The organism is Vibrio algivorus (assembly GCF_030161215.1).
In the GTDB taxonomy this organism is placed as follows: Bacteria; Pseudomonadota; Gammaproteobacteria; order Enterobacterales; family Vibrionaceae; genus Vibrio; species Vibrio algivorus.
This window is the reverse complement of record NZ_BSPV01000008.1, coordinates 79,176-93,509: the sequence shown is the minus strand read 5'-3', so window position 1 is coordinate 93,509 and position 14,334 is coordinate 79,176. Positions and strand designations below refer to the sequence as shown.

Here is a 14,334-nt window from a genome sequence, read left to right as displayed (position 1 = left end):
GGACTTTAAATAGACATTAAACGATGTGATCGCCTTTATAGTAAGAATATAAAGGCTGATTAGTCAGGGTAAATGGTTACGTGATATTTCTAACGGATGATCGCTTAACAAGTGTGGGAGCAAAAATTGTTGTATCAGGTTTGGCTTCTATGTTATTGGCTAATTTTAATGCTAAACAAGCAGCTTTTTCTGCCATCATTTGAATGGGATATCGAACGGTGGTCAGTTTAGGGTTTAAATATTTAGAAATTAGACTGTTATCAAAACCAATTATTGATATATCAGTTGGAATGGTGAAATTATTTTCTTCTAATACAGACAATGTACCAGCAGCCATGTGATCATTATATGCAGCAATTGCTGTTATGGGTAACCCTTTTGCTAAAAGGTTCGTCATTGCACGCTCACCACCTTCTTCATCGGGACTCCCATATTCAATATAAGTTTCTGAAGCAATGAGGTCGTTATCTTGTAACGCTTGTAGATAGCCAGCTTTACGTTGGTGGGTATCTTCTATGTCATGATTAGAACAAATATAACCGATATGTTTATGACCATTCTTAACCAATAGCTCAGTCGCAAGGTATGAGCCACGGTGGTTATCTAAGGCAATACATCGGTCTGATATTTCTGGAATAAATCGATTAATTAGAACCATGCCAGGCGCTTCCCTTGCAAAACTTAGTAATTCTTCACTACTTAAGCTTTTGCTATGTATTACAAGAGATTCACAACGATTATTTATCAGTAACTCAATAACTTCTCTTTCTTTTTTTGCGGAGTGATACCCATTACCAATGAGTAAATGTTTGCCTTTTTGGCATGCAATGGTATCAATTGCTTTTACCATTGAACCAAAGAAAGGATCTGATACATCACCAACCAGAACACCCATGGTTTGAGTTGATTGACTGACTAAAGCTCTCGCAGCCGCATTCGGTCTATAACCCAATTTCTTCATCGCTAATGTAACAGATTCAATCGAAGCTTTACTTGCTTTAGGCGATTTATTGATGACTCGAGAAACGGTTGCAATTGAAACATTTGCTTCTTTTGCGACGTCTTTAATTGTAGACATAGTTTTCGTGGCTTTTTTGGGTGGATATTAAATTAGTATTCTACACTTTTTTTTGTTTAAAGGTGTGAAATAGGTGGGTTTTTGAGGATGGTAATGCCGAAATATAATGAGTTTCGGCATTGTGTTCATCAATTATTTAACTTCATATTCGTTGAGCTTACCCCAATCAAAAGTGACGCCAATTCCAGGCTCATCAGATGCGACTGCTCTAAAGTTATTTACAACTAAAGGACGAGTTGTGTATTGGTCAATTGGAAAGCTATGAACTTCTAGCCAGCCTTTCTCGTAAGCGGATACTAAGCTAACATGTAACTCTTGCATTCCATGGCTACAAACTGGAATTTTATGTTGAGTTAAAAGGTCTGCTGCTTGCAACCAACCCGTGATACCACAGCAATTTGAAGCATCTGGTTGGCAATATCCAAGTTTTGCTTGTTCAACAGCGTATCCGAATTCATGAATGGTATGTAAATTTTCCCCCATTGCGAGTGGGATTGAAGTATTGTCTGCAATTTCAGCAAAGCCTTTATAGTTATCAGGAAGAGTTGGCTCTTCAAACCAAGTGATATCATATTGCTCAACTTGTTTAGATAACCAAATAGCATCTTTGACGCTTAATGAATAGTTGGCATCTATCATAAAAGTAATGTCGGGACCAATTAACTCGCGTACTGCTTTAATACGAGCAATGTCTGCATTGAGATCTTTTTGACCAATTTTTATTTTAACTGCATTAAAGCCTGAATCTAGATAGCCTTGAATGCTGTTTAATAATTTAGGTAACGGGAAGGCAAGGTCAATCCCTCCACAGTATGCTTTACAAGTATTGTCCTTACCTCCCGCCATTTTCCATAAAGGTAGATTTTCTCTCTTGCCTTTTAAGTCCCATAAAGCAATATCGATAGCTGAGACTGCAAATGATGCTACTCCCCCACGACCAACATAATGTAAATGCCATTCCATAAAATCAAAGATATCTTCAATATTGCATGCATCTTTACCTTTTAATATTTCAGCTAAATCATGATCGATCATCGCTTTTATCGCAAATCCGCCTTTTCCACCAGTATAGGTATAACCGGTACCTTGAGAGCCGTCTTCTAATGTGATGGTTGTGGTGATTAATTCGAAGTGAGTGTGATCTCCATGTTTAGCATCAGTTAAAACTTCTGCTAAAGGAACATGAAAGAGCTTGGTATCAATACGTTTAATGTGAGTATTCATTTATTACCCTTTTAAATAATGTATTTTGTTCATAAGTGATTAATTGGTTGACCTTTTCATGAAGAACAGAAACAAAAGGCAAGCAAGAGAAACTTTTATCAAATGGTAACTTTAATAGTTGGAATTTACTCTTACCTTTATTTTCGGTCAACCAAAAAACCAATGATTGTTAGTGTTTGATCACAAACTTCATAATTCCTGATAACTTGTTTTTTTATTTTTCACTTAAAAATCAGTGCCTTGACTTGCGTTGAGTTTTTTGGTTTACCAATTTATATATTTTGGTTGGTTTTTGTGTGGAAATTTGTGCTCCACAGGTGTATAAATTATGCATTGGTCATTGATAATGAAGGCTTGAAAATGATTTTACAAACAACGTATGACAAAAGTGAAATGGATACTCGGATTGTCCATATTGGATTCGGTGCATTTCATCGTGGGCATCAAGCAGTTTATAACGATTTAATGAATGAAAAACTTGCTCAAGATGGTAAAGCGACTTGGGGTATTGGTGAAATTAATTTATTTGGTGATTCCACTATAACTGATTACATGATTGATTATTCGAATAATTTTACAGTCGTTGAAACGAGTGCTGAACAAACTACTTCTCGTCTTGTTAGAACTATTACGGAAGCAGTTCATGCACCGAAAGAGGGTATTCAACCTGCAATTGATATGTTATGTCAAAGCTCAGTTAATGTGGTTACGTTAACTATTACTGAAAAAGGTTATTGTGCCAACATGCAAACTAGAAAGCTAGATATGCAGAATGAGTTGATTCAATATGATTTGAATAGCATTGATACACCAAAATCAGCTATTGGTCTGTTGACGCTTGCAATTAAGCGTAGAAGGGAATTGGGCTTAAAGCCATTTACTATTCTATCGTGTGACAATATTTCTGAAAATGGCGTTTTATTAGCTGATGCTATTATGGATTTCTCGACGGAATTAGACCCTGAGTTAGCTAAATTTATAAGAGATGAAGTCAAATTCCCATCAAGTATGGTTGACCGTATTGTTCCCGCTATTACTGAAGAATCATTAGATTTAATTGAATCAGAAACGGGTAGAAGAGATTTGACTGGTATTGTTTGTGAAGAGTTTCGTCAATGGGTTATTGAAGATCAATTTGTAGGTGAAAAACCAGACTGGCACTTAGCTGGTGCGACATTTACGAATGATGTTGCTATTTACGAAGAAATGAAACTAAGGATGCTTAATGGTTCTCATACGTTTCTTTCATGCATGAGTCAATTGATGGGAATTACTTATATTTTCGAAACAATGCAGCATTCCAAATTGCGGGCAGTTGTAAGAAAAATGATGATTGAAGATCAAGCTGCATCTTTATCTCCAAAATTAAATGAGAATTTGGAAAAATACGCTGATTTATTGCTGCATCGTTTTAGTAATGAAAATGTACGTCATATGACAGCACAGATTATTCAAGATAGCTCTCAAAAAATAGTACAGAGAGGAATTGAACCAATTCTTGAATTATTTAATCGTGGGAAAATAGCCAAATATACACCAGCAATGATTGCGGCTTGGATGCAATATGTTTCCCAAAATGAAAAATTTATTGATCCATTACAAGAAAAAATAAAATTGACATTAAATGATGCGCAAAGTGCAGAGGAAAAGTTTAATAAATTGATTAATTTAGAAGATATTTTCCCTAAATCTTTAATTGAAAATAATGAGTTGTTGGAAGTCATCCGTAATATGTTTATGACTATTGAAGAAAGTGGTGCGGAAGGCTTATTAAATACTTTATTGGAGACAAAATAATGAAAACACTTATCTTAACTGAGCCAAATAAAATTGAATATGTAGAACGTAGTCAACCAAAAGCAGCTCCTGATGAGGTCTTGCTAAAAATTAACTCTGTTGGCATTTGCGGAACTGATATTCATGCATACACAGGTAATCAACCATTCTTTAGCTATCCGCGCGTTTTAGGGCACGAGATTTGCGGTACTGCAGCGCATTTAGGTGAGGAATGTTCAAAGATTGAACAAGGTGAACGTTATGTTGTGATTCCTTGTGTACCTTGTGGCGAATGCCCTGCCTGTCATGATGGCAGAACGAATTGTTGTGAAAGTGTTTCTCTTTATGGTGTACACCAAGATGGTGGGTTTTCAGAATATCTTGCAGTAAAAGAAAACAACTTAGTGAAAGTTCCAAAAGGTGTTGATTCTTCAGCTGCTTCAGTAGTCGAGTGTTTTGCAATTAGTGCACATGCATCGCGTCGTGCAGATATTAAAAACGATGAAAATGTACTTGTTGTTGGTGCTGGTCCTATTGGTTTAGCCGCAGCTGCCATTGCAAAGGCTGAAGGCGCAAATGTAGTCGTGGCTGATATTGATGCTTCTCGTAGAGCTCATATTGAAACAAGTGTTGGAGTTAAATCGATTAACCCAATGGAAGATAATTACGTTGATAATTTAAGTGAAATGTTTGGTGGTGTTCTTGCTGATACGGTAATGGATGCAACGGGTAATAAACACTCAATGTCTAAATCGGTTGAATTGATTAGACATGGTGGAAAGATTGTTTTCATTGGTTTATATATTGGTAATTTAGAGTTAGATGATCCAACGTTCCATAAAAAAGAAACAACATTACTAAGTAGTCGAAATGCAACCATTGATGATTTTGAAACTGTGTTGGGCCTAATGGCTGATAAAAAAATATCCGCAGATATGATGATTAATAAATCCTTTGATTTCGAAACGATTGGTAATATTTATAGCACTGAAGTTGTAAATAATAAAGAAATGATTAAAGGCGTAATTAATTTTTAAGAGGATAATAAAATGTCAATGAAACGTATAGATGCAATCCGCTTAAAATCACTGGTAATTTCAAAATTAAGCAATGCAGGTTTAGATGAAAAAACGTGCGATGAAGTAGCGGATGTGCTGATTCATGCTGACCGTACAGGAGTACATTCACATGGTGTGATGCGAGTAGAGCATTACTGTACACGATTGAATGCAGGTGGATTAAATAAAGCCCCAAATTTCTTTATTGAACAAATTTCACCGTCTGTTGCTATATTTGATTCTGATGATGGAATGGGGCATTCAGCTTTAATTGCCGCTACTGATCACGGTATCGAATTAGCAAAAGAAACTGGTGTTGGCTTTGTTAGTGTAAAGAATACATCACATTGTGGAGCTCTTTCTTACTTTGTAGAGCAAGCTACATCTCAAGGTCTGATTGCCATTGCCATGACACAAACAGACACATGTGTTGCACCATATGGTGGTGCAGAGCGCTTCTTGGGCACCAACCCACTTGCATTTGGTTTTCCTGTTGAAGGCTCGGAGCCGATGATTGTTGACTTTGCCACAAGTGCTACAGCATTTGGCAAGCTATTACATGCAAAAGAAACAGGTTCCAAAATTGGTACTGGCTTAGCAATTGATAAAGATGGGAATGAGACAACAGATCCTAATAAAGTGGAAAATCTTTTGCCATTTGGTGGGCATAAAGGTTCTGGTATTGCCTTGTCTATCGATGCTTTAACTGGTGTATTAATGGGAGCAAACTTCTCAAATCATATCGTTCGTATGTACGGCGATTACGATAAAATGCGTAAACTTGCCTCTCTTGTTATTGTTATTGATCCGAATAAATTAGGTAATGCTTTATTTGCAACTATGATGTTACAGATGGTGACCGAGCTAAGAGCGGTAAAACCTGTTCCTGGTCGAGAAAGCGTGTTAGCTCCGAATGATCCTCAAGTACAATATGCTAAAGATTGTGATGAAAATGGTATTCCAGTTGCCCCTGGTGTTTACGATTATTTGGTGAGTTAATATGATTAGTGGAAGTGTAGAGCGTTTAGAATTATTACAATGTGTTGATCAACCTATTGTGGCTTTAATTGAAGAAGCTATGGCTTTGGCTGATAAAGGTGAAATGGGTAAAATTGAATTATCAATGCCAGAATCATTTGTGATTATCACTTATGCTGAAACGAAGCCATTAAGTGATTGTAAATGTGAATACCATGATAAATATATGGATGTTCAAATATTGTTAGAAGGCAAAGAAATCATTGGTCACTCGCTACAAAAACCAGAGACTGATCATAAATTAAAAAATGATGTTGCTTTTATTGATGAGGTAAGTTCTGAAAACTTTATTGAACTTTCTTCTAATGAGTTCGCAATTTTCCCACCAAGAGAATTACACCGCCCATTATGTAAAGTTAATGACACGTTGAAGATTAAAAAAGCAATTGTTAAAGTCCCAATTAATTAATTTTCAGGGGGTAATAACCTATCAATAAGCACCTTGTGATTTCGTTATACTTTGAAATTCAGGTGCTTTTTTTATTTTAATTAAGTATTAATCAAGAACGTCGATAAAGTTGAATGTAAATTATTATGGTTAAAAAGTGAGATAATTATGAAAGTTAAAAGTGTTGCGGTCATTGGTGAGTGTATGGTCGAGTTACAAAAATCAGGTGAACTCTATAAACAAAGTTTTGGAGGAGATACCTTGAATACAGCTTTGTATCTTGCTCGTCAGACTAAAGACTTAAATGTGAATATTAATTATTTAACAGGTATGGGAAGAGACCCATTTAGTCGTAGTATGATTGATTCGTGGAAAAAAGAAGGAATAACAACGTCATCTATTTATATTTCTGATACAAAATTGCCCGGTATGTATGCAATAGAAACATCACCAGATGGAGAAAGAAGCTTCTATTATTGGCGTAATGATGCGGCTGCTAGATTTTGGATCAGAGAGTATACACCTGAAAAGCTAGCAAACTTATTATCGCAATCAGATTTCTTATATTTAAGTGGGATAAGTTTAGCGATCTTGCCGGAAGATTGCTTAGATATTTTATTTGAAGCTTTAACTATATATAAAAAAGGCGATGGAAAAATTGCTTTTGATAATAATTATCGACCAACACTATGGGTATCTAAATTACAAACTCAAGAAGTTTATGAAAGAATTCTTTCATTAACTGATATTGCATTTTTGACTTATGATGATGAAGAGTCACTTTATGGTGATACTAATGAACAACAATCAATAGAACGGACTCAGCAATTAGGGGTTGGTGAAATTGTAGTGAAACGTGGTGCAGAAGCTTGCTTTGTTGTTACACAGGATGAAGATTTTATTGAAGTTCCTGCAAATCTAATATTGTCTGTCGTTGATACTACAGCCGCGGGAGATTCTTTTAGTGCAGGGTATTTAGCTAAGCGTTTAACCGGGGGAACACCACAAGAATCAGCGCTTGCAGGCCATTTACTAGCAGGAACTGTTATTCAATATCCTGGTGCAATTATTCCTACGAATGCTATGCCATTATTATAAGGACACGAGCAATGATTAATTTATGTAAGCAATTATCAGAAATTAAAGTGATTCCTGTTATTGCTATAAAAGATGCTACTAAAGCTGTAAAATTAGCAGAGATTTTAATTGATAACGGCTTACCTTGTGCTGAAGTTACATTTAGAACTGAAGATGCCGCATTAGCAATGAAAAATATGCGAGATGCTTTTCCCTCAATGCTGATTGGTGCAGGTACTGTTTTAAATAAAAAACAAGTGGATCTTGCAATTGATGCTGGTGTTGATTTTATTGTGAGTCCAGGATTGAATCCTACGATTGTAAAATATTGCCAACAACGTGGTATTGAGATTATACCTGGTGTTAATAACCCTAGTTTAGTTGAGGAAGCAATGGAGTTAGGGTTAAAAACATTGAAGTTTTTCCCTGCAGAACCATCTGGTGGAGTTAATATGTTAAAGGCCTTAACCGCAGTTTATCCTGTGACATTCATGCCAACTGGTGGTGTAACACCTAAAAATATTCATGATTATCTGTCTATTCCTAAAGTTTTCGCATGTGGTGGTACCTGGATGGTTCCGAATGACTTAATTGATAATAATCAATGGGATGAACTTGCCAGTTTGGTTAAGGGTGTATCAAGTATTTTACGATAAAGTAATTGATTAATGAATGTATAAAGGTTTTAAATTGATCCAATTTAAAACCTTTATTGTATTATAATAGTGTTTCATAATACTTCTATGGTAGTAGGTGTAATCTTACTAATTTTTACAATGCAGTTTAGACACTCTATCTGTATTGAGAGCTATAATTATAAAGGACATACGACCTTATGACTGAGATTTTTAATATTGCACAAATTCTTGGCTACTGTAGTTTGTTCTTTGGGTTGTTTAGTTTCTACCAAAAAAAGGATGTTTCTCTTAAAGTATTAATGGCTACTTCTACTGCTTTTAGGTCTGTTCATTATATAATGTTAGATTCTTATACTGCATGTCTAATGGCTGCTATTTCAACAGTTAGAACTTTAATTTCCTTAAAAATATTATCGAAATATGTAGCGCTGTTCTTTATTGTTGTATCAGTTTTTGTTGGGTTTTTCGTTGCAGAATCACTAATGGACTGGTTACCTATTTTATCAACGGTGATTAGTACAGTCGCTTTATTTTTCTTTACCGGGATTATGATGCGCTTTGGTTTAATGTTGGGGTCAATCGTATGGCTAATTAATAATTTTTGGGTCGGTTCTATAGGCGGTGTTCTGTTAGAGTCATTTACAATTATTATTAACATATTAACAATTATAAGGATAAATAGAGATTGCGGATAATCAAAAAACTAGACAGTACTTTATTGAACATAATGCCACAGTATTAGCACCATCAAAAGAGTTTGTCTTACTTAAGCCAATGCTTAAAGCAAAAAAACGGAAACCAATTAGGCTTCCGGTCGCTATAAATTAATTAACCTCAGATCTGCATAAGAAATTGCTTTTCTAGCCGAGTAACTTTAATACTCGGCTTTTTTCTTGAAAACTATAAGCAATTAATCCTGCGATTAAATTTACCATAAAGCTAATACAGCTTCTGTGCCTAGTATGCTCTATCTGGGAGATGTTTTTTAATTGGTCAAACACGGTTTCAATAATAAAGCGCTTTCGTAACATTAACTTATCCCATAGTTTCATAGCTTTGGGTTTCATGTTTTTCCTAGAGCCAGTGATAAAATTAATATCCTTTTGAGCTAATTCATTATGCAACTTTGCAGATACATAGCCCTTATCTCCGTAGAGATTTCCCCATAAATCTCTGCACATATCACTGACAGGAGTTCTATCATCAACATTACCTGCAGTAACTTTAACTGCGAGAATGCCACCTTCATCATTAATGATGAGGTGTAATTTGAATCCATAAAACCATCCCATACTTCCATGTCCTCGTTCAGCAATGCCGTCAAAAACCTGATGTCGAGGGATTCGTAAGTTATGACAAACTTGTAGTTTTGTTGAATCAATAAAGGCGATACCAGTCGGTTTTGATTTCCTTTGAGTAAGAAAAGAGCTTAACGGCACAAGTACAGATTGCAGTAATTTGAGCATTCTTGTGTAGCTTACGAGGGAGGGAAAATATTTATTCCAATATTTAATGACATGATTTATATAGAAGTTTTGAAATCACGGTATCCAGACTGATGACAATCGTCATCACTTCGCTTAACTTAGAAGGCCTTCTTCGTTGCTTAAGCCCTGATTCAATTAAGTGGGCTTCCCATTGAGGAATAAAAAGTAAACAAAAATCATCGACATCAGTATAAATAGCTTCTAAATTAATCATGCCCAAGTCCTTGCGATTGATAGTTCTCGACAAACGATCTGATCGCGACTTGGGCATTTAGTTCATTTCTTATCCGCAGCTCAGGTTAATTAGAGCTTAGTGATGGCTAACCAAAATTCACATAGAAAGTTTTCTTTTCTAAGTATTGCTCAAAGCCATACTTACCATCTTCCCCACCTGTGCCACTTAGCTTATAACCATTGTGGAAACCTTGATGTTGTTCTCCATGTCCTCGGTTTACGTAGATTTCACCACACTCAAGTTCATGAGTTAAGCGGTGCACATTTTTAATATTTTGCGTAAAAATCATGGTTGCTAGGCCGTATTCACTATCATTAGCATAACCAATCACTTCTTCGAAAGTGTCAAATTTAATCACGGGTAAAATCGGGCCAAAAGCTTCTTCATGCACAATTGTCATATTTTGTTTAACATTAGTTAAAACCGTTGGTTCAAACCAATAACCACGCTCAAATTTTCCCTCAGTTAAACGTTTACCGCCATGGGCCAGCGTTGCTCCCTCTTCTAGGGCCTGACCAACTAGTTTTTCCATGTGTTCAAGCTCACGAGCATTAACTTTAGGACCCATATCTGAATCTGCAAGCATTGGGCAACCCACTTTAATCGCTTTCACTTTTTCCATAAAAATATACATAAAATCATCATAAATACTGTTATGAACATACATGCGTTCATTACAAGTACAAACTTGACCACAGTTATCAAAGCGTGAATGTAATGCCGCAGCCGCAGCTTGCTCAAGATCTGCATCATCCATCACAATAAATGGCGCTTTACCACCCAGCTCTAACTGAACATGGGCCATGTTGTTTGCTGAGGCCTTGATAATTTGTTGACCAACTGGTGTACTACCCGTCATCGTCACCATATTGGTGATAGGGTTCGCAGTTAAAGCTCCGCCAAGACTAGCTCCACCACCAGTGACTATGTTTAAAACACCAGCAGGAATGCCCACTTTTTCAGCAATGTAGCCAAGTTCCAAAGTAGCTAAAGGCGTTTCAGACGTCGGTTTTACGACTATAGAATTACCTGCTACTAAAGCAGGACCAATCTTGCGACCTGCTAAAGCCAATGGAAAGTTCCAAGCTGTAATTGCAACCACCACACCTCGAGGGATTTTTTGAATCCAAATATGCTCATTTGCATTATCAGACTGGACAATGTCACCATCCATTTGGCGTGCCCAATCACAAGCATAGTCAATGAATGAAGCAGCTACATTGACTTCGCTTAAAGCAACTTTATACAACTTACCTTGTTCTTTAACTAACAATTCAGCTAAAAATTCACGTTGATTGCGGATTTCTTGTGCAAACTTGCGTAAAAGTTCTGCACGTTCACGAGCAGGTCTACGCTTCCAACTGTCTTGGGCTTTCTTAGCCACTGATAGTACAAACTCAGCATCGTTTGCATCACCATCTTGAATTTGTGCTATGATTTCTTCCGTTGACGGGTTTAATACTTGATCAAGTTTACCGTTTTTCGCGTTGATCCATTGCCCATCAACGTACATCTGATAACATTTCATACAACATTCCCATTAATTAAATATTGATGTCACTACAGTGACGAAATAATTGGTTTACCAAATTCAGAATAATCACTAGATCACCAGTTTGTAAACTATATCCAATTTCATTGATCTTACCGTTCCAGATCATGGCATTTTCACTATGCAGATTGAAACACCAAAAAATTGATTGAGTAAAACTAGTACAAACTAACTTAGAAAAAGGTCGCGATAGACGACTACATATAACAATAAGGACAAATGAATTAGTTATTAATGCATACCACTTCTTGAGTAATAGTTACCAGTTTTGTACGCTTCCATCAGTACGATAAATATGAGGAGCTTCCCAGTCAGCAATGCTGGCTGACATTAACTTGTCCTCGTTAACTTCAATGCCTAACCCGGGCTGTTCAGGAACTTCGTAAGCATTTGTAATTAACTTAGGCTGTAAGGTGAAGATGTCAGAGTCTTTATAGCCATAAACACTATTATTTAATGGTGAGGCGCTACATTCAATATGACTGAAGTTAGGTATAGCTGCGGCTAAGTGAATAGATGCGGCAGTGCATATTGGGCCTAGTGGGTTATGCAATAGCAAATCTATATAATGAGCTTCACTCCAACCGGCAACTTTTAGTGCTTCAGTGAAGCCTCCTACATTACAAATATCTAGTCGGTTAAATTGCAGAATATCATTTTCAATATAAGGTAAAAATTGCCACTTAGATGAAAATTCTTCCCCTATAGCAAAAGGGATGTCAGTTAATTGACGTAATGCTTGATAGGCTTCGGGCGTTTCATCACGAATAATTTCTTCAACGAAGTCTAATGTACCTTGTGGTAATTTTTGACAGAAGCTAGCGGCTTCTGCAACGCTGAGGCGAGAATGATATTCTAGACCAATAATAATCTCATTCCCCAGTTGTTCACGAGCATTGATAAGCAAAGAAATTGTTTCTGCAATAGATTTTCTTGGCTCCCAGACCATACAGTTCTTCTGAATAGCATGATCTATGCCAGCAGCAACAAAGCGAATGCAGTCCCATCCTAATTCTTTGAACTTTAATGCCATCTGAATGGCATCTTTTTCGGTGTCACAATTAGGAACGGTGGCAAATGCTTTAACTTGATTTCTTTGTTTTCCACCTAGTAATTGATAGACAGGAACCCCAAGAGCTTTTCCTTTGATATCATGTAAAGCAATATCTATAGCGGAGATAGCGGCTGTTGTTACTCTACTCCCTTCAAAGTAATGTGAACGATAGCACTCTTGCCAAATTCGGCCAATATTCATAGGATCTTGTCCGATAAGGCTTTTTGCCAAAGATTTCACCATTTCGACGACGACTCTTTCTCGGCTTGAAAAGCCTGATTCACCCCAGCCAAAGATGCCTTCATCGGTTTCAATTTTAACAATTAAAAAATCACGAATACCGGATTGAACTATATAAGTTTTAATGTCTGAAATTTTCATTTTATATACCACTTATTAACTATTTATAATCTTCAATACGTTCAACTTTCCCCACAATAAGTATGTAAGAGAGAGCACCGATAATACTGACACTGGAAATATAGATGAGAGGGGCCATAAAGCTGTCGGATCCAGCTGATAAGTAACCAATTACCACTGGGCCAACGATTGCCGATATTCCTCCAACTAGATTAAACGTACCACCAGTTAAACCTATCAAACGTTTTGGCGCGATAGAAGAAACTAATGACCAAGTAATGGATGCTAAGCCAGTAGCAAAGAAAGCAATAGACATAAAAACTGTTACAGCTAGTGGATCTTGGAAGAACTCAGCACCAATAATGGCAGATGTTAAAATCAAGCCAGAGATAATAGGAGTCTTTCTGGAAGTTGCTAACGAACACCCTTTGCGTAATAAGTAATCAGAGAAGAAACCTGAAGATAATACCCCGATACAGCCACATAGGAAGGGTAGTGAAGCCATGAACCCTGCTTTAATAAAGTCCATTCCATGGTACTCGACGAGGTAAGTAGGGAACCATGTGAGGAAGAATATGGTTGCGTTACCAAGGGCAAATTGACCGATGCACACACCGATGAATTTTCTTCGGGTAATCAGAAACAGAAAGTCTTTAAAGAAATCGTTTGAGCTGCTATCAACATTATTGCCTAATTCTGGTTCCGCTCCATTATCTTTTAGAAGTTTTAGTTCTGCTTCCGATATACCTTTATAATCAGTAGGTTCATCATATTTGAAGTACCAGACTACTGCCCAAATAAGACCAATGCCCCCTGTAACTTCAAATACAGCGGACCAGCCCCAGTGTGTCATAATCCAGGCTAATACAGGAGTCAGTAATGCAAGCCCAATAAATTGGCCTGATGTATATATGGCAATCGAAGATGCTCTTTCACTCTCAGGTACCCAAGCGGTGACTACGCGATTATTAATTGGGTAACTAGGGGCTTCTAGCATACCAACAATGAAGCGAAGGCCAGCGATCACAAAGAATGTATGTGCAGATCCTATGGCAAACGTTGCTATCGACCATAATCCAAGGAAAATGGTTAATAATACTTTGGGTTTATAGCGATCAACTAGCCAGCCACACGGAACTTGCAAAGCAGCATAAGCCCAACCCCAAGCTGAAAATATCCAACCTAATTCTTGATTTGTGATGCCTAGTTCTTTCATCATTTCAGGAGCTGCAATAGAAAGGTTGGCACGATCTAGATAATTAATAATGACAGTGATAAAGAGTAAGAACACGATGAAATATCGTTTTTTAGTCGTTTTACTCCGATTTTGGAGACTAGATGTATTGTTGGTTAACATTGTAAGACCTCA

The 14,334-nt window shown here is 36.8% G+C and carries 12 protein-coding genes and 1 pseudogene; 7 read left to right on the top strand and 6 right to left on the bottom strand.

The features are described from left to right. Nucleotides 1–76: 76 nt before the first annotated feature. Together QQJ93_RS11760 and QQJ93_RS11755 are read right to left on the bottom strand one after the other, a co-directional pair. Complete coding sequence (locus QQJ93_RS11760; protein WP_089123681.1) at nucleotides 77–1,078, bottom strand: substrate-binding domain-containing protein; 1,002 nt, start codon at nucleotides 1,076–1,078, stop codon at nucleotides 77–79. Nucleotides 1,079–1,210: 132 nt separating this feature from the next. Next, nucleotides 1,211–2,302 carry a mandelate racemase/muconate lactonizing enzyme family protein gene (locus QQJ93_RS11755; protein ID WP_089123680.1) on the bottom strand — a complete coding sequence of 364 codons (1,092 nt, stop codon included), beginning with the start codon at nucleotides 2,300–2,302 and terminating at the stop codon, nucleotides 1,211–1,213. A gap of 360 nt (nucleotides 2,303–2,662) precedes the next feature. On the opposite strand from QQJ93_RS11755, the gene QQJ93_RS11750 reads away from it, so the two are divergent. The 7 genes from QQJ93_RS11750 to QQJ93_RS11720 all read left to right on the top strand — a co-directional run bounded on the left by QQJ93_RS11750 (nucleotide 2,663) and on the right by QQJ93_RS11720 (nucleotide 8,972). After that, entirely contained in the window at nucleotides 2,663–4,099 is a 1,437-nt protein-coding gene (locus QQJ93_RS11750; RefSeq protein ID WP_089123679.1) for a mannitol dehydrogenase family protein, read from the top strand. Next, a complete protein-coding gene (locus QQJ93_RS11745) occupies nucleotides 4,099–5,115 on the top strand; it encodes a zinc-binding alcohol dehydrogenase family protein (protein WP_089123678.1) in 1,017 nt (338 codons plus the stop codon). Before QQJ93_RS11750 ends, QQJ93_RS11745 begins: the two co-directional genes overlap by 1 nt. Before the next feature lie 12 nt (nucleotides 5,116–5,127). Then, entirely contained in the window at nucleotides 5,128–6,135 is a 1,008-nt protein-coding gene (locus tag QQJ93_RS11740; protein WP_089123677.1) for an Ldh family oxidoreductase, read from the top strand. A gap of 1 nt (nucleotide 6,136) precedes the next feature. Continuing rightward, nucleotides 6,137–6,583, top strand: coding sequence for a NanQ anomerase/TabA/YiaL family protein (locus QQJ93_RS11735; protein ID WP_089123676.1), 447 nt, complete (start codon nucleotides 6,137–6,139; stop codon nucleotides 6,581–6,583). A 147-nt stretch (nucleotides 6,584–6,730) separates the two neighbouring features. Continuing rightward, nucleotides 6,731–7,660 carry a 2-dehydro-3-deoxygluconokinase gene (gene kdgK / locus QQJ93_RS11730; RefSeq protein ID WP_089123675.1) on the top strand — a complete coding sequence of 310 codons (930 nt, stop codon included), beginning with the start codon at nucleotides 6,731–6,733 and terminating at the stop codon, nucleotides 7,658–7,660. A gap of 11 nt (nucleotides 7,661–7,671) precedes the next feature. Next, nucleotides 7,672–8,295 (top strand): bifunctional 4-hydroxy-2-oxoglutarate aldolase/2-dehydro-3-deoxy-phosphogluconate aldolase, encoded by a 624-nt coding sequence (locus tag QQJ93_RS11725; RefSeq protein WP_089123674.1) that lies wholly within the window; start codon nucleotides 7,672–7,674, stop codon nucleotides 8,293–8,295. A 179-nt stretch (nucleotides 8,296–8,474) separates the two neighbouring features. Beyond that, the gene (locus QQJ93_RS11720; RefSeq protein WP_089123673.1) at nucleotides 8,475–8,972 is read left to right on the top strand and encodes a YgjV family protein; all 498 of its coding nucleotides are present in this window, start codon (nucleotides 8,475–8,477) and stop codon (nucleotides 8,970–8,972) included. Nucleotides 8,973–9,111: 139 nt separating this feature from the next. On the opposite strand, the pseudogene QQJ93_RS11715 reads toward QQJ93_RS11720, so the two are convergent. From QQJ93_RS11715 to QQJ93_RS11700, 4 genes and pseudogenes are all read right to left on the bottom strand, one after another. Next, nucleotides 9,112–9,978, bottom strand: a pseudogene (locus QQJ93_RS11715) (IS982 family transposase). Nucleotides 9,979–10,084: 106 nt separating this feature from the next. Next, complete coding sequence (gene aldA, locus QQJ93_RS11710) at nucleotides 10,085–11,527, bottom strand: aldehyde dehydrogenase (RefSeq protein WP_089123672.1); 1,443 nt, start codon at nucleotides 11,525–11,527, stop codon at nucleotides 10,085–10,087. Nucleotides 11,528–11,810: 283 nt separating this feature from the next. Further along, entirely contained in the window at nucleotides 11,811–12,986 is a 1,176-nt protein-coding gene (locus tag QQJ93_RS11705) for a mandelate racemase/muconate lactonizing enzyme family protein (protein ID WP_089123671.1), read from the bottom strand. Between the two features lie 19 nt (nucleotides 12,987–13,005). Then, a complete protein-coding gene (locus QQJ93_RS11700; protein WP_089123670.1) occupies nucleotides 13,006–14,322 on the bottom strand; it encodes an MFS transporter in 1,317 nt (438 codons plus the stop codon). Nucleotides 14,323–14,334 lie beyond the last annotated feature (12 nt).